Origin of the sequence: uncultured Bacteroides sp. (assembly GCF_910585845.1) — a bacterium.
GTDB lineage: Bacteria > Bacteroidota > Bacteroidia > Bacteroidales > Bacteroidaceae > Bacteroides.
On record NZ_CAJUHF010000007.1, the window covers coordinates 82594 to 104547 of the forward strand.

General features: G+C 49.5%; 16 protein-coding genes. 6 read left to right on the plus strand and 10 right to left on the minus strand.

The genetic code is table 11. From position 1 onward, the window contains the following. Positions 1-23 precede the first annotated feature (23 nt). From dnaE to QZ323_RS03780, 6 genes are all read left to right on the plus strand, one after another. Positions 24-3821 (plus strand): DNA polymerase III subunit alpha, encoded by a 3798-nt coding sequence (gene dnaE / locus QZ323_RS03755; protein ID WP_294632916.1) that lies wholly within the window; start codon positions 24-26, stop codon positions 3819-3821. Between the two features lie 80 nt (positions 3822-3901). Further along, positions 3902-4216, plus strand: coding sequence for a thioredoxin (gene trxA / locus QZ323_RS03760; RefSeq protein WP_294632919.1), 315 nt, complete (start codon positions 3902-3904; stop codon positions 4214-4216). Between the two features lie 49 nt (positions 4217-4265). Continuing rightward, positions 4266-4601: a hypothetical protein gene (locus QZ323_RS03765; protein ID WP_294632923.1), complete on the plus strand. Its 336-nt coding sequence runs from the start codon at positions 4266-4268 to the stop codon at positions 4599-4601. A 354-nt stretch (positions 4602-4955) separates the two neighbouring features. Further along, the gene (locus QZ323_RS03770; RefSeq protein WP_294632926.1) at positions 4956-6161 is read left to right on the plus strand and encodes an efflux RND transporter periplasmic adaptor subunit; all 1206 of its coding nucleotides are present in this window, start codon (positions 4956-4958) and stop codon (positions 6159-6161) included. A gap of 207 nt (positions 6162-6368) precedes the next feature. Then, positions 6369-9500: a multidrug efflux RND transporter permease subunit gene (locus tag QZ323_RS03775; protein WP_294632930.1), complete on the plus strand. Its 3132-nt coding sequence runs from the start codon at positions 6369-6371 to the stop codon at positions 9498-9500. 3 nt (positions 9501-9503) lie between these two features. Continuing rightward, complete coding sequence (locus tag QZ323_RS03780) at positions 9504-10877, plus strand: efflux transporter outer membrane subunit (protein ID WP_294632932.1); 1374 nt, start codon at positions 9504-9506, stop codon at positions 10875-10877. 22 nt (positions 10878-10899) lie between these two features. Here QZ323_RS03780 and QZ323_RS03785 read toward each other — a convergent pair whose 3' ends face one another. The 10 genes from QZ323_RS03785 to QZ323_RS03830 form a co-directional block, all read right to left on the minus strand. Beyond that, positions 10900-11118: an immunity 17 family protein gene (locus QZ323_RS03785; RefSeq protein ID WP_294632934.1), complete on the minus strand. Its 219-nt coding sequence runs from the start codon at positions 11116-11118 to the stop codon at positions 10900-10902. 3 nt (positions 11119-11121) lie between these two features. After that, positions 11122-11547 carry a tRNA (adenosine(37)-N6)-threonylcarbamoyltransferase complex ATPase subunit type 1 TsaE gene (gene tsaE / locus QZ323_RS03790; protein WP_294632936.1) on the minus strand — a complete coding sequence of 142 codons (426 nt, stop codon included), beginning with the start codon at positions 11545-11547 and terminating at the stop codon, positions 11122-11124. A 53-nt stretch (positions 11548-11600) separates the two neighbouring features. Further along, positions 11601-13151, minus strand: coding sequence for a bifunctional response regulator/alkaline phosphatase family protein (locus tag QZ323_RS03795; protein WP_294632938.1), 1551 nt, complete (start codon positions 13149-13151; stop codon positions 11601-11603). 70 nt (positions 13152-13221) lie between these two features. Then, positions 13222-16281 (minus strand): tetratricopeptide repeat protein, encoded by a 3060-nt coding sequence (locus tag QZ323_RS03800; protein ID WP_294632953.1) that lies wholly within the window; start codon positions 16279-16281, stop codon positions 13222-13224. Between the two features lie 61 nt (positions 16282-16342). Next, complete coding sequence (locus tag QZ323_RS03805) at positions 16343-17170, minus strand: metal ABC transporter permease (protein WP_294632940.1); 828 nt, start codon at positions 17168-17170, stop codon at positions 16343-16345. A gap of 157 nt (positions 17171-17327) precedes the next feature. After that, entirely contained in the window at positions 17328-17747 is a 420-nt protein-coding gene (locus QZ323_RS03810; protein ID WP_294632942.1) for a phospholipase, read from the minus strand. Positions 17748-17769: 22 nt separating this feature from the next. Next, on the minus strand, positions 17770-19041 hold the full coding sequence (locus QZ323_RS03815) for a 3-phosphoshikimate 1-carboxyvinyltransferase (RefSeq protein WP_294632944.1): 1272 nt from the start codon (positions 19039-19041) through the stop codon (positions 17770-17772). 177 nt (positions 19042-19218) lie between these two features. Then, complete coding sequence (locus QZ323_RS03820; protein WP_294632945.1) at positions 19219-19755, minus strand: hypothetical protein; 537 nt, start codon at positions 19753-19755, stop codon at positions 19219-19221. Positions 19756-20058: 303 nt separating this feature from the next. Next, positions 20059-21030, minus strand: a complete 972-nt coding sequence (locus QZ323_RS03825; RefSeq protein ID WP_294632947.1) for a hypothetical protein — start codon at positions 21028-21030, stop codon at positions 20059-20061. Between the two features lie 257 nt (positions 21031-21287). Beyond that, positions 21288-21954 (minus strand): hypothetical protein (locus tag QZ323_RS03830; RefSeq protein WP_294632949.1); only part of this gene is annotated, 667 nt, incomplete at its 5' end.

The following is a 21954-nucleotide window of genomic DNA, read 5'->3' on the forward strand; positions in this document are numbered from 1 at the left end:
CTCTCAATTGAAAGAAGATATTTATGCAGGATTTTGTTCATTTGCACGTTCATACCCAATATTCACTTCTCGATGGTCAGGCAAGCGTTAGTGCTTTGGTTGACAAGGCAATGAAGGACGGAATGAAGGGAATAGCCGTGACCGACCACGGTAATATGTTCGGCATTAAAGAATTTACCAATTACGTCAACAAGAAGAACGGTGGTCCGAAAGGGGAAATCAAAGAACTTAAAAAACGGATTGCAGGCATAGAAAGTGGTGAGATTGCTTGCGAAGATAAGGAAGCGGAACTGGCGGACTGCCATACCAAGCTGGCGGAAGCCGAAAACAAACTGTTCAAACCCATCATCGGTTGCGAGATGTATGTGGCGCACCGCACTATGGACAAGAAAGAGGGAAAGTCCGACCAAAGCGGATGGCACTTGATCGTATTGGCAAAGAATGAGAAGGGGTATCATAATCTGATTAAGCTGGTATCCAGATCCTGGACTAAGGGATATTATATGCGTCCGCGTACCGACCGCAACGAGTTGGAGAAGTATCACGAAGGGTTGATTGTCTGCTCAGCTTGTATCGGTGGTGAGGTACCTAAGAAGATACTCAACGACCAGTTGGAAGAGGCGGAAGAAGCTGTACGCTGGTACAAGAATCTCTTTGGAGAAGATTACTACTTGGAGTTGCAGCGCCACAAGGCGACCGTATCTCGTGCCAATCATGAAGCATATCCTTTGCAGCAGCGGGCGAATGCCAAACTGATAGAGTATGCTAAAAAATATGATATCAAATTGATCTGTTCCAACGACGTCCATTTTGTGAATGAGGAACACGCTGAAGCGCACGACCGCCTGATCTGCCTGAGTACGGGTAAGGATTTGGATGATCCCAACCGCATGCTCTATACCAAACAGGAGTGGATGAAGACTAAAGCGGAAATGAACGAACTCTTTGCAGACATTCCCGAAGCACTATCCAATACCCTTGAGATTTTGGATAAAGTGGAATACTATTCTATCGACCATCCACCTATCATGCCTACTTTTGCCATTCCCGAAGAGTTCGGAACAGAAGAGGGGTATCGTAAGAAGTATAGTGAGAAAGACCTGTTCGATGAGTTTACGCAAGATGAGAACGGCAATGTGGTGCTGGATGAAGATACCGCCAAAGCCAAGATAAAGCGTTTGGGTGGTTATGAGAAGTTGTACCGTATCAAGTTGGAAGCAGACTATTTGGCAAAGCTGGCATTTGACGGGGCTAAAGAACGCTACGGCGATCCTCTGTCGGATGAAGTGAAAGAACGTTTGGTCTTCGAATTGTATATCATGAAGACAATGGGTTTTCCAGGTTATTTCCTTATCGTGCAAGACTTCATCAATGCTGCCCGTACGCAATTGGGCGTTTCGGTAGGGCCAGGACGTGGATCGGCTGCCGGTTCGGCAGTGGCATATTGTTTGGGTATCACAAAGATAGACCCCATCCAATACGATTTGCTGTTTGAGCGTTTCTTGAATCCTGACCGTATCTCCTTGCCCGATATTGATGTGGACTTTGATGATGACGGGCGTGGCGAGGTGCTTCGTTGGGTAACCGAGAAGTACGGACAAGAGAAAGTGGCGCATATCATTACGTATGGCACAATGGCCACCAAACTTGCCATCAAGGACGTAGCCCGTGTGCAGAAGTTACCTCTTTCAGAGTCGGACCGCTTGGCCAAGTTGGTTCCCGATAAAATTCCTGATAAGAAACTGAACCTGCGGAATGCCATTGAGTATGTACCTGAACTACAGGCTGCGGAGGCATCTCCCGATCCTTTGGTACGCGATACGTTGAAGTATGCCAAGATGTTGGAGGGAAATGTGCGCGGTACGGGTGTGCATGCTTGTGGTACGATTATCTGTCGCGACGACATAACCGACTGGGTGCCTGTCAGTACGGCAGATGATAAGGAGACAGGTGAAAAGATGCTCGTAACCCAGTATGAAGGTTCCGTTATTGAGGATACAGGGTTGATTAAGATGGACTTCTTGGGATTGAAGACATTGTCCATCATCAAAGAGGCTGTTGAAAACGTACGTTTGCATCGTGGTCTGGATTTGGATATAGATAAGGTACCTATTGATGATCCGGTTACTTATAAATTGTATAGTGATGGTCGTACTATCGGTACGTTCCAGTTTGAATCTGCCGGTATGCAGAAATACCTGCGTGAGTTGCAGCCTTCTACTTTTGAAGACTTGATTGCGATGAACGCTCTTTATCGTCCGGGACCTATGGACTATATTCCGGATTTCATCGATCGTAAACACGGGCGTAAGCCGATTGAGTATGATATTCCGATTATGGAGAAGTATCTGAAAGATACGTACGGCATTACGGTTTATCAGGAGCAAGTGATGCTTTTGTCCCGTCTGTTAGCCGACTTTACCCGTGGTGAGTCCGATGCTTTGCGTAAGGCTATGGGTAAGAAGTTGCGCGACAAGTTGGACCATATGAAGCCTAAATTCGTAGAAGGTGGGCGTAAAAACGGACATGATCCCAAAGTGCTCGAAAAGATTTGGGGAGACTGGGAGAAGTTTGCATCATATGCTTTCAACAAATCTCACGCCACTTGCTATTCGTGGGTGGCCTATCAGACTGCTTATCTGAAAGCGAACTATCCGGCCGAGTACATGGCTGCCGTCATGAGCCGAAGTTTGTCGAACATCACTGATATTACCAAGTTGATGGATGAATGTAAGGCGATGGGAATAAAAGTGTTGGGACCTGATGTGAATGAGAGTAATCTGAAGTTTACCGTCAACCAAGAAGGAAATATCCGTTTTGGACTTGGAGCCGTGAAAGGAGTGGGAGAAAGCGCCGTGATGAATATCATGGAAGAGCGGGAGAAGAATGGTCCTTTTAAAGGCATATTCGATTTCGTGCAGCGTGTTAATCTGACAGCGTGCAATAAGAAAAACTTGGAATGTCTGGCTTTGGCTGGCGGTTTCGATGGATTCTCCGAGTTAAAGCGTGAACAGTATTTTGCTGTCAATGCCAAGAATGAGGTCTTTTTGGAAACTCTGGTGCGCTATGGCAACCGTTATCAGGTTGATCAGGCTGTAGCTGCCAATTCGTTGTTTGGTGAAGAAAATGTAGTCGCTATAGCTACTCCTGAAATTCCCGAAGCAGAACGTTGGACGGATCTCGATCGCTTGAACAAGGAGCGTGATCTGGTGGGAATCTATCTTTCTGCCCATCCGTTGGATGAGTATTCTGTGGTATTGAATCATGTTTGTAATACGCGTATGGCAGAGTTGGAGGATAAATCCGTGCTTGTCGGACGGGAAATTACGATGGGAGGTATAGTGACTTCTGTGCGTCGGGGTATCAGCAAAAACGGTAATCCATATGGCATTGCTAAGATTGAAGACTATTCCGGTTCTGCCGAACTTCCCTTCTTTGGTAATGATTGGGTGACCTATCAGGGATATTTGGGTGAACGTACCTTCCTTTATATCAAAGCTCGTTGTCAACCTAAACAATGGCGGCAGAATGAGTTGGAGCTTAAGATCACTTCGATGGAATTGTTGCCTGATGTGAAAGAAAAGCTAATTTCCAAGATTACGATATTGATTCCACTTACTGTGCTGAATAAAGCGTTGGTCATGGAGCTTGCTGCATTGTTGAAAGAACATTCTGGCACGACGGAGTTGTATTTCAAAGTGGTAGACAAGGAGAGTAAGGCTGTATTGGATATGTTTTCACGTCCGGTGAAACTTTCTGTAGGACGTGATTTAATATCCTATTTAAATAATCACTCCGAATTGGAATTCCGGATAAATTAGTATCTTTGTTCGCCCTATTGCAGTATGTAGGGAACGAATATTGGTTTGATAATTAACAATTAAATAAAATAGTAAAAGAAATGGCTTTAGAAATTACAGACAACAACTATAAGGAAGTCCTGGCAGAAGGCAAACCTGTAGTGATTGATTTTTGGGCACCTTGGTGCGGTCCTTGCAAGATGGTAGGACCTGTTATTGATGAATTGGCTGGAGCATATGCAGGTCAGGTAATCGTAGGTAAGTGTGATGTGGATGAAAATAGCGATCTGCCGGTAGAGTTTGGCATTCGCAGTATCCCTACTGTTTTGTTCTTCAAGAACGGTGAGTTAGTTGACAAACAGGTTGGTTCAGCAGCTAAATCGGTTTTTGATGAAAAGATAAAGAACCTGCTCTGATAAGAGTAGTATATATAAATAAGGTATTCACCCTTAAAAAATAACTGTTATGGGAATGGAAGATGATTTCTTAAAAGATGATCTCGATGCAGAAAAGACTATCGAATATATCAAGAGTTATTTGCCTCAGGAATTGAAAGGAAAATTCTCTGATGATGAATTTTATTATTTCCTCGATCTGATTGACGAGTTTTATTCGGAGAGTGGTATTCTTGATGTAGCTCCGGATGAGGACGGATGCGTTGAAATTGACTTGGGAAAGGTGGTGGATTTCATCGTGGAGGAAGCCCATAAGGATGGGATAGATGATTATGATCCGGAAGAGATTCTGTTCATTGTTCAAGGAGAACTGGAATATGCAGAGTCATTGGGTGATGATGAATAAATAGTTTTCTGTTAAGTAAAAAAAGAGGTCCGGACGTTGTGTTCGGACTTTTTTGTGGAATTATTCCACAGTTGTGGAGTGGAATCTACACTTTATATAAGGCTTTTTGTGGAATGAGTATCAGTCGATCGTTCATTGGTTATACCATTCTTGTTCAATAGTTCTCCTGTTCCCACCCAGTCGTACTTCATTCTTTTTCAGCCGTATTTCATTTTTATAACAGTTGTTATATTCTTCCCTATTATCGGTTCTCATAGGTTATTCGTGAAATAATGGAAGATAATTGGTGAACTTTGGCACGTCGGTTGTGTTTTTCTATATAGGGTTTTTAACATTAACATAAACAGAGTGCTTATGAGATCGTTTTTTAAACAGAGAGAAGTTAGGATAACGAAGAAACAGAGTGTGATTGCCATACTGGGTATCGTGTTGTTGGTAGGGATTTATTGGGGTGTCACCCATCGTTCTGAGCCGATATCGAACGTGCCGGTAGTGGCTGTGGAGCCGGTGATGCGGGATGATGTAGAGATTTATGGTGAGTATGTAGGGCGTATCCGTGCCCAGCAATTTGTGGAGGTACGCGCACGTGTGGAGGGGTATTTGGAAAATATGCTTTTCGAAGAGGGTACTTATGTGACAAAGAACCAGGTGCTGTTTGTGATCAATCGTGACCAATATGCAGCCAAGGCGGATAAAGCACGTGCACAGTTGAAGAAGGACGAAGCTCAGGCTCGCAAGGCACAGCGTGATTTGGAACGTATCCGACCGCTTTATGAACAGAATGCTGCCAGTCAATTGGATTTGGATAACGCGATAGCTGCATACGAAACTGCCCAAGCCAGTGTGGCTATGAGCCAAGCCGATCTTGATCAGGCGGAACTTGAATTGGGATATACCATTGTCCGCTCTCCGTTGTCAGGGCATATCAGCGAGCGTTATGCTGATTTGGGTACGCTGGTAGGGCCGGGAGCCAAGTCGCTGCTGGCAGCTATCGTGAAGAGCGACACTGTATTGGTTGACTTTAGTATGACGGCATTGGATTACCTGAAGACCAAAGAACGCAATGTAAATCTGGGGCAAAAAGATTCCACCCGTTCCTGGCAACCGAACATTTCTATTACACTTGCCGACAATACGGTTTATCCGTACAAAGGGGTTGTTGATTTTGCCGAGCCGCAGGTTGATCCCAGCACCGGAACGTTTTCTGTCCGTGCCGAGATGCCCAATCCGAAACATGTATTGTTGCCGGGACAGTTCACGAAAGTAAAGTTGCTGTTGGATGTACGTGAGCAGGCAACGGTTGTTCCCTTGAAATCGGTGATTATAGAGAAAGGGGGGGCATACGTATTTGTCATGCGCCGCGATTCCACTGTAGAGAGGCGTTTCATAGAGTTGGGACCGGAGTTTCAGAACCAGGTGGTGGTGGAAAGAGGTTTGATTCCGAATGAAACCATTGTGGTGGAAGGATATCATAAACTAAGTCCGGGCATTAAAGTCAAGGTCAACAATGCACTGCTGAACAAAGAGGAAAAAGGGGATGAAAAGGAAGGAAATGAATAAATCGTTCTTACTTTTCTATAAAAAAAGAGAAATAATTATGTAACTGTCAGATTATGAATGTGCTGGTTCATCCCATGTATAGAGGGTACCTAATTACGTCTTTTAGGGTATCATAAGTATACTACTGAGATAACCTAAAAAAAGAATAGGGCACAAACTGATAGTTTTTATAATGAATATTCGTAATAACCATCAAGCAACATATCTATGAAAGTGAATTTCTTTATAGACAGACCGGTATTCTCGGCTGTCATCTCGATACTGATTGTCATTGTGGGCATCATCGGACTGACCATGCTTCCCATTGACCAATATCCCCAGATTACCCCTCCGGTAGTGAAGATCAGTGCATCCTATCCGGGCGCGAGTGCGCTGACGGTATCGCAGGCCGTTGCCACGCCTATCGAACAGGAGCTGAACGGCACGCCGGGCATGCTCTATATGGAGTCCAACAGTTCCAATTCCGGTGGTTTTTCGGCAACGGTGACGTTTGACATCTCCGCCGATCCGGATTTGGCGGCGGTAGAGATACAAAACCGTCTGAAGCTGGCGGAATCCCGTCTTCCGGCAGAAGTCGTGCAAAACGGTATTTCCGTAGAGAAGCAGGCAGCCAGTCAGTTGATGACCATCTGTCTCATGTCTTCCGACCCGAAGTTCGATGAAATCTATCTGAGCAACTTTGCTACGCTGAATGTGCTCGATTTGCTTCGCCGTATTCCCGGTGTAGGTCGTGTGTCGAATATCGGTAGCCGTTACTATGCCATGCAGATCTGGGTGCAACCGGACAAGCTGGCTAACTTCGGGCTGACTGTGGCGGACTTGCAGAATGCACTCAAAGACCAGAACCGTGAATCTGCCGCCGGTGTTTTGGGGCAGCAACCGGTGAAGGGGTTGGATATCACCATTCCCATTACCACACAGGGACGTCTTTCTACAGTTGCGCAATTTGAAGAAATCGTGATACGTGCCAATGCGGATGGCTCTATCATCCGTCTGCGCGATGTGGCGCGTGTCTCTCTTGAGGCCTCTTCTTACAATACGGAAAGCGGCATCAACGGTGGAAATGCGGCGGTGTTGGGCATCTATATGCTGCCGGGTGCCAATGCGATGGAAGTGGCGGAGAACGTCAAGAAGGCGATGGAAGAGATCAGTGCCAACTTTCCTGACGGACTGAGTTACGAGATACCTTTCGATATGACCACTTACATCTCAGAGTCTATCCATGAGGTCTATAAGACGTTGTTCGAAGCTTTGGTGCTGGTGATTATCGTCGTGTACCTGTCGTTGCAGAACTGGCGTGCCACATTGATTCCGATTGTGGCAGTGCCCATCTCGCTGATTGGTACATTCGGCTTCATGCTGATATTCGGTTTTTCGCTCAATATGCTTACGCTGCTCGGACTGGTGCTTGCCATCGGTATTGTGGTGGATGACGCCATTGTGGTGGTGGAGAATGTGGAGCGTATCATGTACGAAGAGAAACTTTCGCCCTACGATGCCACGAAGAAAGCGATGGAAGGACTGACAGGTGCCATTGTAGCTACGTCGTTGGTACTGGCGGCAGTATTCGTTCCGGTTAGCTTTTTAGGAGGCATCACGGGACAGCTTTACCGCCAGTTCACGGTGACGATTGTGGTTTCCGTATTGCTTTCTACGGTCGTTGCATTGACACTTAGTCCGGTGATGTGCTCGTTGATATTGAAGCCGGAGTCCCGTAAGCGGAAGAACAAGGTGTTCCGTTACATCAACTATGCACTGAATACGGGCAACCGTAAATATGTCCGTCAAATATCACATGTGATTGGTAATCCTCGGCGGGTGATGGGAGCGTTCGGAATCGTATTGGTTGGAATCTTCCTGCTGAATCGGTTAATACCGACCAGCTTCCTGCCGGTAGAAGATCAGGGATATTTCAAAGTGGAACTGGAACTGCCTGAGGGGGCGACACTGGAACGCACGCGTACCGTTACGGAACGTGCCGTAGAGTATCTGATGCAAAACCCGACAGTGGAATATGTGCAAAGCGTAGTAGGTAGCAGCCCGCGTGTAGGCAGCAGTCAGGCACGTAGCGAACTGACCGTTATCATGAAACCTTGGGAAGCAAGAGACGGGCAGACCGTTGACAAAGTCATGGCTCAGGTGAAGAAAGACCTGCAAGAGTATCCTGAGTGTAAGGTCTATCTGTCTACGCCACCGGTCATTCCGGGACTGGGCAGTTCGGGAGGTTTCGAGATGCAGCTTGAAGCACGCGGAGACGCCACATTCGACAATCTGGTGCAGGCAACCGATACTTTGATGTATTACGCGTCCCAATGCAAGGAACTCTCCGGGCTTTCCTCTTCCCTGCAGGCGGACATACCACAGCTCTATTTTGATGTGGACCGGGATAAAGTGAAGCTGGCGGGTGTACCTTTGGCGGATGTCTTCTCCACGATGAAGGCTTATACCGGTTCGGTCTATGTGAACGACTTCAATATGTTCAACCGCATCTATCGCGTATACATTCAAGCGGAGGCGCCTTATCGGGAGCATAAGGAGAACATCAATCTCTTTTTCGTGCGCGGGACGGGCAATGTGATGATTCCTTTGACATCCCTCGGAACAACGTCGTACACCACCGGTCCCGGCAGCATCAAGCGCTTCAACATGTTCAACAGTACGGTGATTCGTGGCGGAGCCGCCGAGGGTTATAGTTCCGGGCAGGCAATGGAGGTCATCGAGAGAGTGGCGCGTGAACATTTGCCGGACAATATCGGAGTGGAATGGAGCGGGCTCTCCTATCAGGAGAAGTTGGCAGGCGGCAAGACGGCATTGATCCTTGCTTTGGTCTTCCTGTTTGTCTTCCTTTTCCTGGCTGCACTCTACGAGAGTTGGTCAATCCCTGTCGCCGTATTGCTTTCGTTGCCGGTTGCCGCATTGGGTGCCTATTTGGGAGTATGGTTGGGTGGACTGGAGAATGACGTCTATTTTCAGATCGGACTGGTCATGCTGGTCGGTCTGGCTGCAAAGAATGCCATCCTGATTGTAGAGTTCGCCAAAGAGCAGGTAGATGGCGGGGCGAATGTGGTGAAGGCGGCTTTACGTGCCTCTCAGCTGCGCTTCCGTCCTATCCTGATGACGTCGTTGGCGTTTATTCTCGGCATGTTGCCGATGGTGATTGCCAGCGGACCGGGAGCTGCAAGCCGTCAGGCGATCGGTACAGGTGTGTTTTTCGGAATGATTCTGGCGGTGACGGTAGGCATCCTGCTGGTTCCCTTCTTCTTTGTGCTGATCTATAAGGCGAAGGCGAAAGCCAAAAGTGCGAATATCAAACAAGTTACCAAACGATTTAAACGATAAGTTATGAAACGGAGATATATGATATATTATGTGCTGGTATTGGCAGTAGCACTTACTTCTTGCCAGTTGGGCAAGCACTACGCCCGTCCGGAACTGAACCTTCCCCAGCAACTTGATGCTACGGAGCAGGATACCCTTTCCATTGCCGACCGTCGGTGGTGGGATATCTATACGGACACTACCCTTCAGGCGCTTATTGAACGTACGCTCGAATACAACAAGGACATGCAGATTGCCGCTGCCCGTGTAAAGGAACTGGCAGCGATGAAACGCATTGATTTAGCCAATCTCTTTCCGCAAGTCAGTGGCAAGGTGTATGCCGATAAGGAGGCGGAGAACTATGGCGGTGACAATTACTCTTCGGATAGAGGCTATGAAGCCAAAGCAGTTGTCTCATGGGAAGTAGATCTTTGGGGAAATCTGCGTTGGGCGAAAGATAAGAGTACGGCAGAGTTTCTGGGGTCGATCGAAGCACAACGCGCCTTAAAGATGAGTTTGGTGGCAGAAGTGGCACAAGCCTACTTCGAGTTGGTGGCTTTGGATAACGAACTGGCTATTGTGCGTCAGACGCTTGCCGCACGTAAGGAGGGTGTCCGCTTGGCTAAAATCCGTTTCGAGGGTGGACTGACATCGGAGACTTCCTACCAGCAGGCGCAAGTGGAGTTAGCACGTACGGCGACACTGGTGCCCGACCTGGAACGGAAGATATCCATCAAGGAGAACGACATCGCCTTCTTGGCTGGTGAATATCCCCGGAAGATAGCACGTGCCGTGTTGCCGAAGGAGCCGGAACTGCCGGAGAGTCTTCCGGTAGGACTTCCCTCCATCTTACTGGAGCGCCGACCGGATGTGCGTCAGGCGGAGCAGAAACTGATTGCTGCCAATGCGTCTGTGGGAATTGCCTATACTAACATGTTTCCCCGCTTGAGTCTGACTGCCCACTATGGACTGGAGAGCGCTGAGTTCGCTGATTTCCTGAAGTCCCCTTACCACTTCTTGAGCGGTTCACTGCTGACTCCCCTGTTTGCCATGGGGAAGAACCGCTCCATGCTGAAGGCGAAGAAGGCGGCATACGAAGCCGAATGTCATGCCTACGAGAAGTCGGTGCTGACTGCCTTCAAGGATGCGCGCAATGCTATTGTTGACTTCAACAAGGTGAAGGAAATCTACGAGTCGCGCCTGCAATTGGAGCAGTCGGCGCGGACGAATGTAGAACTGGCGCAGTTGCAATATATCAATGGAGTGATCGGATACCTGGATGTACTGGACGCCCAGCGTGGATACTTCGACGCCCAGATAGGGTTGAGTAATGCGATAAGGGACAAGCAGATAACGCTGGTACGGCTTTATAAAGCGCTTGGCGGAGGCTGGCAATGAGCGGGAGGCATTCTTGATCGGTTTATACAGGCGGTGTATTCAGAAAGAAGAACACCGCCATGCCGATCAGGATAATCCCCAGCACGCCATAAAACAGCCTTGCGCGTTGCCGTCCCACACTACGGACGGCAAACTGTGTGTTGTTGGCAGTGAAGAACCACTCCCAGTTGAACAGGGCAGCCAGCAACGAAACGATGCCGGCTGCCGCAAAAATGCCTTGAATGAGGTATTGGCTTGCCATATCTTACTCTTGGCTTTTCATGGTCAGTTTGCGCGAACCGTCTTCCTGCTCTTCGATGGTGACGCATACCGTGTTGCCCGGCAGCAGTTCTTCTATCAGTTCCGGCCATTCGATGAAGCAAAGCGCTCCGCTATAGAAGTAGTCTTCATACCCCATGTCATACACTTCCTCCAGCTTCTTGATGCGATAGAAGTCGAAGTGGTAAATCAGTTCGCCGGCTATCTCCGAACGATATTCGTTGATGACGGCGAAGGTAGGAGAGGTGACTACATCCTCAACCCCCAGTTCGCGGCAAAGAGCCTTGACGAAAGTCGTCTTGCCTGCTCCCATCTTTCCGTAGAAGGCAAAAACAGTGTTGTCGCCCATCGCCGCGATGAACTCGCGGGCGGCGTCGTGAATTTGGTCTAAAGATTGAATTTTAATTTCCATTGTTTATCGTTTTATTTAAGTTTATATCTGCTTGTCAGCGGTACTTCGCCTTCTCAACTGTTCAGTGTGATGAGCGGGATAATCATCTCCTCCATCGAGATGCCCCCATGCTGGAAGGTATCCGTGTAGTAGCCGGTATAGTGGTTATAATTGTTCGGATAGGCGAAGAAGTCCCGTCCGGTGGCGAAGATGTAGCGCGTGCTTACGTTGGGTGAAGGCAGATGGGCATCTGCGGGGCGGGCTATCTCGAACACCTGTTTGGAATTGTAGGTCATGTTGCGTGATAGCTTGTAGCGCAGGTTGGCGTTGATTTCCTTGCCGTTGCTCTGCACCTTGACCGGATTATTCACGCGGATGCTACCGTGGTCCGTCGTGATGACGACGTGTTGCCGGCTGTTGGCGAGGGCTTTCAGCAGCTCTTTCAGCGGTGAGTGCTTGAACCACGAGAGGGTGATGCTGCGATAAGCCGCTTCGGTGGAGGCAAGTTCGCGTATCATCTTGCTTTCCGTGCGGCTGTGGCTCAACATGTCTATGAAGTTGAACACGGCGACGTTGAGGCTGTTCTGCATCAGCGAAGGCAGTTGCGACAACAGGCGTTCGGCACCTGCGGCATCGTTTATCTTGTGGTAAGAGAAGGTATCGTTGCGCCGGAAACGCTCGATGATGGTGCGTATCAGCGGGGCTTCGTTCACGTTCTTGCTCTCTTCGTCGTCTTCATCTACCCATAGGTCGGGGAAAAGGTGTGCGATCTGGTCGGGCATCAGACCGGAGAAGATGGTGTTTCGTGCATACTGCGTGGCAGTGGGCAGGATGCTGAAGTAGAGTTGTTCGTCGAGGTTGAACAGGCCCGACAATTCGTTGGCGAGGACGCGCCATTGGTCGTACCGGAAGTTGTCGAGTACGATGAAGAACACCTTCTCCCCTTTGTCCAGCAAGGGGAAGAGGACGCGCTTGAAGATATCCGGGCTCATGAGCGGGCGGCTGTCAGCCTCTTTGCCGGATATCCAGCCTACGTAATGCTTCTTGATGAATTTGGCAAAGGCGGCGTTCGCTTCGGCCTTCTGCATGGCAAGCATCTCGTTCATGGGGCTGTCCGTAGCTTCCAGTTCCAGTTCCCAGTAGACAAGCCGCCGGTATAGTTCCATCCAGTCAGCGGCAGTCAGCGAATCATTGATTTGCATGCCTATCTTGTTGAAATTCTGTTGGTAACCGGTCTGTGCGGCTTCGCTGACGATGTCTCTGCGGTGCAGGTTCTTCTTTAGCGACAGCAATATCTGGTTGGGGTTGACGGGCTTGATCAGGTAGTCGGCTATTTTCTGCCCGATGGCCATGTCCATGATGTTTTCTTCCTCGCTCTTGGTAATCATGACAACGGGCACGGTAGGACGTATCTCCTTGATCAGCGCCAACGTTTGTAGTCCGCTTAGGCCGGGCATATTCTCATCCAGAAAGATAAGGTCGTAGGAAGAGGCATGGCAGCGGTCTATCGCGTCTTGTCCGTTGGTCACGGTGTCCACTTCGTAACCTTTGTTTTCGAGAAACAGGATGTGAGGCCTCAGCATGCTGATTTCATCATCCACCCAGAGTAATTTATCTTTCTTCATGTTATGTATAGTTACAAATTACGAGTTTTGAGCTACAAGTTATTAAGTTACTCGCGACTCTCTCGCTATTTCACTCCTCAAAGATAACGCTATTTTCCGGCTCCTCCTCTTCTGCAGGCCGATTTTCTTCTTTCCGGCGTTTCTCTTCTTCGGTGGGCAGGTTCAGCAGGGGTTCATCCAGTGTGTACCCTTTCAGTTCAGGCTCAGGGATAGAAGAGAAATGCGTGCGGTAGAAGGTATCATAGTCGTCGAAGCTGTATAGCTTGATGAGTTGTTCGTAGTTGGCTTCCGAGATGAGCAGGGCACGCATGCCGCTCAGCCGTTCGGCCATTTCGGGGGCGGCATAGAGCCTGCGGAAATATTGCAAGGCTTCGTCGTAGTTGCTGAACGGCTTCACGTGCAGCATGCCGATACCCCGTTCGTGGGCAAAGGCAAGGTCGAAGTTCTTCACCAAGAAGGTGGCGAAGTTGTAGCGTGCCACTTCAAACAGAAGCATGTTCTCGTTCACCTTTCCCTCTTCGTAGGCAAGGATGAAGAGGAAGGGCACCTCGCGTTCGGCACTGAACGCACTGTCGGGAGGAAGCGTGCCGGCATGCTCCAGGCTGTCGCCGGACAAACTGCCGACATCGGAGAGTGCACTGTTCCGCCTCTGCCAGATGGAGCCGAATGTATGGCTGTCTCGAGCCAGCAAACGTCCCTCCTGCACCCCTTTCAGAATATGGGCGGCAAGGTCGGTAATCTCGTTTTGCGGATATTGCTGCACAAGCTGTTTGAGGGTCGAGAGGAACTGTCCGGTTTCTCCTGCCTGTAGCCGCGTGACGGCATCGAGGAACATGAACTTCGGACGATGCTGCCCTAACGGATAGACCTCGGCGGAGCGGTGGGCGGCAGCGCGTACAGTGGTGGTGTCCCCCTCCACAAACGAACGGTAAGCATGCGCATAGAGCGAATCTTCCCGATGTTTGCCGTGTACGGCATTCTCCGCAAAGTCCGGGTCGGCAAGGGTCTTGGCATAACGGCTGTCGGGGAAGCGGGCGATGAGTTCCGACTTGCACGTTGCCGCCTTTTGCAGTGCCCTCTCCGCAACCTGCTGCGCAGAGAGGAGGCTGTCGGTACTGTTGTGACTGCCGGAAACGCGGTCGCTGCCGGCATAATGCGCTATTGCCGATTCGGTCAGGAAGAGTTGATAGTAAACCTCATCCAGCTGCCCGAATGTCGGGAACTGCTGTACCAACCGTTCAAACGCCGCTTCCGCCTTCCGGAAGTCCTGCATCTGGTCTTTGAATACTATGCCGGCGCCGTATAAGGCTTCCGACAACTGTGCGTTGGAAGCCTGCATAGCCTCTTCTGTCAACGGGATTTGTGCCAGATAATATTCGGGACGATGCGTATCCTTGTCGGGGCTGTCGGTGCCGGTCGCCTCCTTGCCGCCGTTTTCCGTTTTCCCCTTCCCGCTTTCTGTGGGAGAGGAGGGACGGGCTCCTGCTTCTTCTCCATGCCGGACAGAGTCTGCCGGTGCGGTCTGTTCCTGTTCGTTGTAGTCTATCTCTTCAAAATCGTCCAGTGCGACGACCGTCTTGTTTCGCCGCCTCCAGTTGTCTTCCAGTTTCCGTCGTCCCCATAGACGTTGGAATTCCGCTTTGCCCTGTTCCACCAGTTGCGGGTTGTAGAAGTACCAGGCTTGCTTTCCTCCCAAGGCGGGCTGTAGGGTTTGGTGAGCGTTGCTTTGCCCCGGCCGGGTCGTGGCGGACGAAACGACGGACTGGTCGTTTGCCGTCTCCAACATCTGCATACGCCTCTCTTCCCGTTCGGCTTCTTGGGCGGCTTTGCGTTCCTTCTCCTCTTGGGCAATGACCTGCGCGATGATTCCCTCGACGACCGCCATCCGCTCTTCCTCCGTCATTCCGGCAAGATGCTGCAAACTGTCTTGCAACTGTATGGCAGTGACGTGCGGCACCAGTTCATCCAATATCTTCGAGCGGTCGTTGGCGGTTTCATACTCCGGATGCACCTTGTCCATCAGTCCGATGGCTTCGGTATATGCCTTCTGCGCTTCGGCATAGCGCGTCTGCTGCCAGTACAGGTTTCCTAAGGTGAGTTGCAGCAGCCCCTTCTCCACACCGTTCCGCTTGCTCATTTCCGTGCCCTTCCGGTAGGCGGCGATGGCCTGCAAGGTATCTTTCTGAGCCAGATAGACATTGCCCAGTGCATAGTATATCTGGTCCAGGAACTCCTCATTCCTTTCGTCGCGGCTGAGGCGCAACAACTTTCCGGTGATGGAGCGCCCGTTTCCGGCAGGCATGACCTCCGTTTGCCGTATACGGGCACTGAGAGCCAACTCATAGGGCGGGTTGAGGCGGATGACTTTGCCGTAAGCCTGGAAAGCCTGTCCCGGTTGTTGCAATAGCTGGTAGGTCTGTCCGAGGAGGTAGTAACAGCGCGCTTTCTGCCTTTTGTCCTTTTCGTTCCTTGCCGTCTTCTCCAGATGCGGCACCGCCTCCCTGTACCGCTTGCCGGCCAGCAGGAAGTTTCCCGCAGCCGAGGCATACGGAGCGGCGAGCGACAAGGGGAGGCTGTCGTTGTTTGCCCGGTTCAGGGCATCTTCCGCATCATACTGCCAGCCCAGTGCGGAGTAGCAGCGTGCCAGCCAGATGAGTGCTTCGGAAGTGATGGTGACTTGTCCGCTGTAGAGGCGGGCAATGTAGGAGAATGTCGATGCGGCTTCCTGAAACTCCCCTTTCTGATATTGCGCCTTACCCATCAGCATCCATGCGCGGTGCAGGAAAGGATTGAACTCGCGGCGTGCCAGCCATTTCTTGTATTCATCCGTGTAGGTCCGTCCGGGGCGGCGTGCGGGACGGCGCTTGATGGAATGCTGCCGGATGGCCTTTTGTGCCTTCTCGATGGCGCGGTCGAAGTCGGAGGCGCCGATGCCGGCGGTCGTCGGGTTGCCTATGGGATAGAGGGGAAGCAGCTCCATGTAATTATCCTTGTTCCCTTGCTGTTGCGCCGCGAGACCTGCCTTGTAGGCTTCGTGGCCGTTGAAGTAGACGTTATAGCGGGTGGTCAGGGCATGATAGAAACGGGTACCGGCGGTGTTCTTGCGGGTGGAACATCCGGTAACGAGCATCAGGAGTAACAGGATGCCGATGGGGTAGGTTGCTTTACGTTTCAAACTATGCCAATGTTTTTTATGTATTCTGCATTTTTCGCTGTAAAGATAGATGAAAACTCTTTCCCAACTTGCATATCACATAAATTATGATGGAAAAGAATATGATGGCGGCTCCGGAGGGGACATTGAGGTAATAGGAGATCAGCAGTCCGCCCAGGCAACTGAGATAGCCGATGCCGATGGACAACCAGATAATCTGGTGGAAGCGGTGTGCGAAGAGGTTTGCTGTCATCTGAGGGATGGTGAGCAATGAGATGACCAGCACAATGCCCACCATGCGCAGGCAGGCGACGATGGTCAGTGCGATGAACATCATCAGCACATACTCGAACCGTTGCACCGGAATGCCCTGCGAACGGGCGAACTCCCTGTCGAAGGCGACGTAGATAATCGGGTGAAGATAGAGCGTAAAGAAGAGTGCGAGCAGCACGGCAAGCCCTCCTAACAGGGCGATGTCGCCCATCGTGATGGTCAGCACATTGCCGAACAGGTAGGCCGAAAGGTCGGGAGCAAAGCCGGGCGAAAGGAAGGAGAACATGATGCCCAGCGCCATGCCCAGCGTCCAGAAGACGGCAATGGCGGAATCTTCGCGCATGTCCTTGCGCTTACTCAGCCACTCCACTCCGAAGGCGGAAAGCACGGCGAAGACACCCGCTGCCAGAATCGGCGAGATGCCCGCATAAAGTCCCAACCCGATGCCGCCGAAAGAGGCATGGGTCAGTCCTCCGCTGATGAACACCAGGCGCCTTGTTACAATGTATGTACCGATAATTCCGCAGACGATGCTTGCCAGCAGACTGCCTGCGAGGGCATGTTGAAAAAATGTATATTGCAGTATCTCCATCTTGATTCAATTATAAAGCCTCTAATGAAACCCTGAAATTCAATCTATTCTCCGTCTCCTATTAATAAAGTATGAATAAAGAATAATTGTCAATTACCGATGACCAACCGTCAACTCGTTCTCTATATGATAAGAAACAATTGTCAATTGTCAATTGTCAATGCGTTCTCCGTTCTCCTATGATAAGGAACACTTCATCCTTGATATTGTTTGGCAGTGCAATGCCGCGCAGTTGCAGGCTTCTCACCCATCCGGCCACATCGGTATCCTGCATCGTATAGAATACGTCCCTGAATTCATCCTCCTGCTCCGGGGTATACTCTTCGGGGGCGGTGCCGATGTATTTGTCCAGTTCTTCGTCGTCGTAATACTCTATTTGCTTGCTGACGGCGGCCAACAGGCTATCCCGCTCGCATGTTTCATGTTGTCCGCAACATTCCGCATCCACCTCCTTCACCTCGGGCATGGCATCCAGTTCGCCGCGTTCTATCTTCTTCTGCAAGCGGCGGTTGCGGATGTATCCGGCCAAGAGGGCAATGCAGGCAAGCACAATCAGGCTGATAACCAGTATCCACATATCTTTTCTCGGTGTTTATTGTTTATTCAATGGTCTCAATCTCAAATCCCGCCTGCTGCAAATCCTTCCAGTATCCCGGATAAGACTTGGACACCACTTGCGGGTCGGCAATCTGCAAGTCCGCCATCTGCAGGGCGGCAGGTGCAAAGGCCATTGCCATCCGGTGGTCTTCGTAGGTCGCTATCACAGGACTGGCATCCGGTTGGCAACGCTCGCCGTCCCACAGCAGTATGCTGTCCTCTTCCGACTTCACCACGTAGCCCAATTTGCGTAGCTCGGTGATAAGTGCCTGAATCCGGTCGGTCTCCTTGATTTTCAGGCTTTGCAGTCCGGTGAAGCGGAAAGGGATATCCATCAGGCAGCACGTGGTTACAAACGTTTGTGCCAGGTCGGGTATGTCGACCAGGTCTTCTTCCATGCGCGTGACGGGGGTGCCGCATTTGGATAATGCCACTCCACGGTCGGTGTACGTTGTCCGTACGCCCAGTTTGCCGAATAACTCGGCTCCCCGGCTGTCGCCCTGATAGCTGTGCGCAAAGAGACCTGTCAGTTCCACGGTCTGCACTGTGTTGTCTTTCCCGTTGGCTTTTCCGTTGGCGGCGGTGCCCTGGCTCAGGGCGACCATCTGATACCAGTAGGATGCGGCGCTCCAATCGCTTTCCACGGTGAAGGGGATGTCTTTATAGGCTCCCGGATGCACGGTGATGCAATCTTCGGCGCTCCATGCGGCGGTTGCACCGAACTCTGTCATCAGTTGCAGGGTCAGGTTGATGTAGGGGCGCGAGATGATTGTCCCCGTCAGTCTTAGATTCAGTCCGTTCTTCAGTACGGGACCTATCATCAGCAGGGCGGAGATGTATTGCGAACTGACGTTTCCTGCCAGGGTGATTTCCTTTCCTGCCAGTTCGGTGCCCGTGATGCGCAGCGGGGGGAAACCCTCCTTGCCGGCATACTCTATCTTCGCACCCAGTTCACGCAGGGCGTCCACAAGAATCCGTATGGGGCGTTGTTGCATCCGTTCGGTACCCGTGATGATGCGTGTGCCGGGCGTGGCGCTCAGGTAGGCGGTGAGGAAACGCATTGCGGTGCCTGCGGCGAGGATGTCGATGTGTTCGGGTGCTCCGTCCAAGGCTTTGACCATGACACGGGTGTCGTCGCAGTCGCTCAGGTTGGCAGGCGTAATGCTTCCCTGTGCCAGTGCGTGTAGTATTAATGCCCGGTTGCTGATGCTTTTGGATGCCGGGAGCTGGATCGTGGTGTGTAAATTGGCAGGTGCCGAAAGTTTATAGCGCATAGTCGTATTCTTTCTTGGAATCTGATAGCTGGTTTACAGACAACAAAAGTACAACAAATATCCGAATAAAGAAACATCGGTGGTTGATTCTGACACGGCTTCTTCATTTACAGGAGTTATCACTTCGTTAGGAGTTAAAGCCAATAGTGTTGGCTTATGAAGTTACCCGTAGTTTACTCAAGGCTTGAACACGGGGTAGCCGAATTTCCCGCGTTGCATGGTCAGTACTTTATGCTGCCCTATTCGGGTCTTGTTGTAGGTGCGCAGGGTGACGCTTTGTTTTTTCGTGCTGCCGTTGTCGAAGGCTATCGTGATGTAATACTCTATTCGTTCGCCATCGGGTATGTAACGATGTCTTCCTACCCGTCGTGTCTTTTTGTGTTTTTCCTGGTATTTGTTCACGATGACCACTTCTTCTTGGTACGTGGAGGCAGGGTCGGCGAGCAGGAGGTTTCCCGAAAGAAACAGGGTGTAGCCGATGATGCCGGCACACACAAAGTGGCACAGGAGGTTGGCTGCCTTGTTGTCCGTAGTTGTCATCCAAGCCCATTTACGGTAACAGAAGACGGTCAGGGCAGCCGTGCATAGGGCTATTCCGGCGGGAATCCACCACTTGACCAGTGTTCTTGTGTATATGCCGTAACTGATGCCACAGGCACAAAAGAACGCGATAAAAAGCAGGGCACGTATCAGTTTGCTGAAAAAGTTTCTCATGATGTATTTTGCTTTTGGTTTTGTTTCTTATCGATGTTTTTTGGGGCATGCGTTATGCCAATGTGGGTACAAAGATAATGCGCCTTCCCTGCGCTGCAAAAATAAACAGGCTTATTTTTGGTTCATCCGGCATATTGGGTGATGGTGCACTTTTTATTCGTTTTATCATTCTTCCAAATTGTCGGATTGTCCCGGGCTTTGTGTCCGATTCCCGTGGGGTTTTCCGGACAAATGCGGGGCAACGTTCCGGCAAACCCCAGGGGATACGGACGCAAATGCGGCGGCTTTTTATCCGTACTCCGGCTACTTGTGTTGCAAGCGGGCGTTCCACAGGGAGTGGTCGTCAGGCCGTGGAGGGGAGTTGTCGAGGATGGGGCGGCCGTTGTATATGCGGCGTCCTCCCGGCTGCAGCTCGTGGCGGCAGGAGGTGGCGGACGGGACGTTCCGGTCGTTCACGGCATTTTCTTCTTTTTCTTCTTCTTCTTTTTCTGTAGAAGAAATATTTTTTCTTTCTTTCTCTTTTTCTTTTTTTATATATATGGGCGTGTTTGTGTTGCTTGTTTCAAGGAAATTGCAATCAAACACTTGTTTATCAGTATGTTCAGGCTGTTTTTGTGACGTTTCTCTTACTTGTTTTCCACTGTTTTTCGCTTGTTTTCCGTCAAAAAACGCTTGTTTTTCGTCATTTTTCGTTCGTTTTTTGCCATTTTCTGCTTGTTTTCCGCTGTTTTTTGATGGATTTTCATCGTTTTTCACTGAATTCTCGTCATTTTTCAGCGGATTTTCGTCGGAAACGGATGGATTTTCGCTGTTTTTTGTTCGTTTTCTGCTGTTTTTTGCTTCGGTTTTGCTGTTTTTTGCTTCAGAACTATCATCAGAAATGATAAAATCAAAGTTGTTTTTTGCTTTGGTTTTGCTGTTCTTCCGGTTTGTTTTGTTTCCTCTCTGCGGCTTGGCGGGAGTGTTTCCGCAGGTCGCTTCTTCGTCGATTGTCCCTCCTTCGCATACCAGTTTCAGGGGGATGATGTATCCTTTTTCAATCTCGAACAGGCCGGATTCCAGCACCACTTGTTTCATCAGTCTGTAGGTGTAATACCTGGTTGCAAAAGGCTTCAAGTTTTCCAGTCGGCAACACTTTTGGGGGAAGTAGGACAGCTTTTCGCGGATATACCAGTACAATCCGTAGCCTTTGCCGTGCAGCTTTTCTTCCAATGCATGTATTCGCTGGTCGAACGAAGCCGCGATGGGATGTGTGAAATAGAAGTTTGTCGTCATTGTTTTTTCTCCTTTCTGAAAACGTTCGTAAAATGTAGGATCAAGTTCGTAAGCTCAACTTTCGCAGCGTACAAGGGAACTTTCGCAAGATATAAGTTTGTGTTATGCTAATATGGGTACAAAGATAATACGTCCTCCCTGTTTTGCAAAATAAATAGGCTTATTTTGTTACACAAGGAGGGCGCTATTGGGGTTTAGGTGTTCTTTTTTTGATTTAGGATGAAACGGGGGGTACATCCACTTTCACTTTTGGGGATTTATTCCCATGTGAAAGTGGAAACATCTGAGTACCCCTCATCTTCATTAATTATAGTGAAACTTTCTATATATCCGTCTTTGTCAAATGTATAAGTGTATTTAACTGTGGATTCGTGGTTACCGGAACGATGTATCCTTTGATCGGGTAACTGTGTGCAGCGTAAACCAATTAATTCGGGGTGTGCATAGATGATACCTTCTCCACTGACACCATTTCTAATAAAAATATCGTAGAGTGGAAAATATCCTTTACAACTCTTTCCGCTATAAGTATATTCGATTGTGATATCGTGATTATCTTTATAGTTTTCTACAACTTTTACAATCCGATCTTTTCCCCAAGTAAAAGTACGGCGGGTTGAATGTACATCCTTTAGTTCTATTAATTGATTGGAGGAATTATAGGAGAATGTGGCGTTGTGGTTCTGTTCATGTAAACTTCTAATTAGATTGTTATTTCTGTTTATAGAAAAAGTCGTAGTTTTCTGATCTCTCCCATTGTTATATTCCCAAATTTCCGTGATAGTTCCATCACCCCAAGTATAATTATATGTATAATTATAATAAAACATAGTACTCAATCGACCTTTTGAATCGTAGATAAAGTCATGTATACCTGTTGGTTGAATTAAATTAGTGAATATTTTATCTGTCCAATCGGACGGT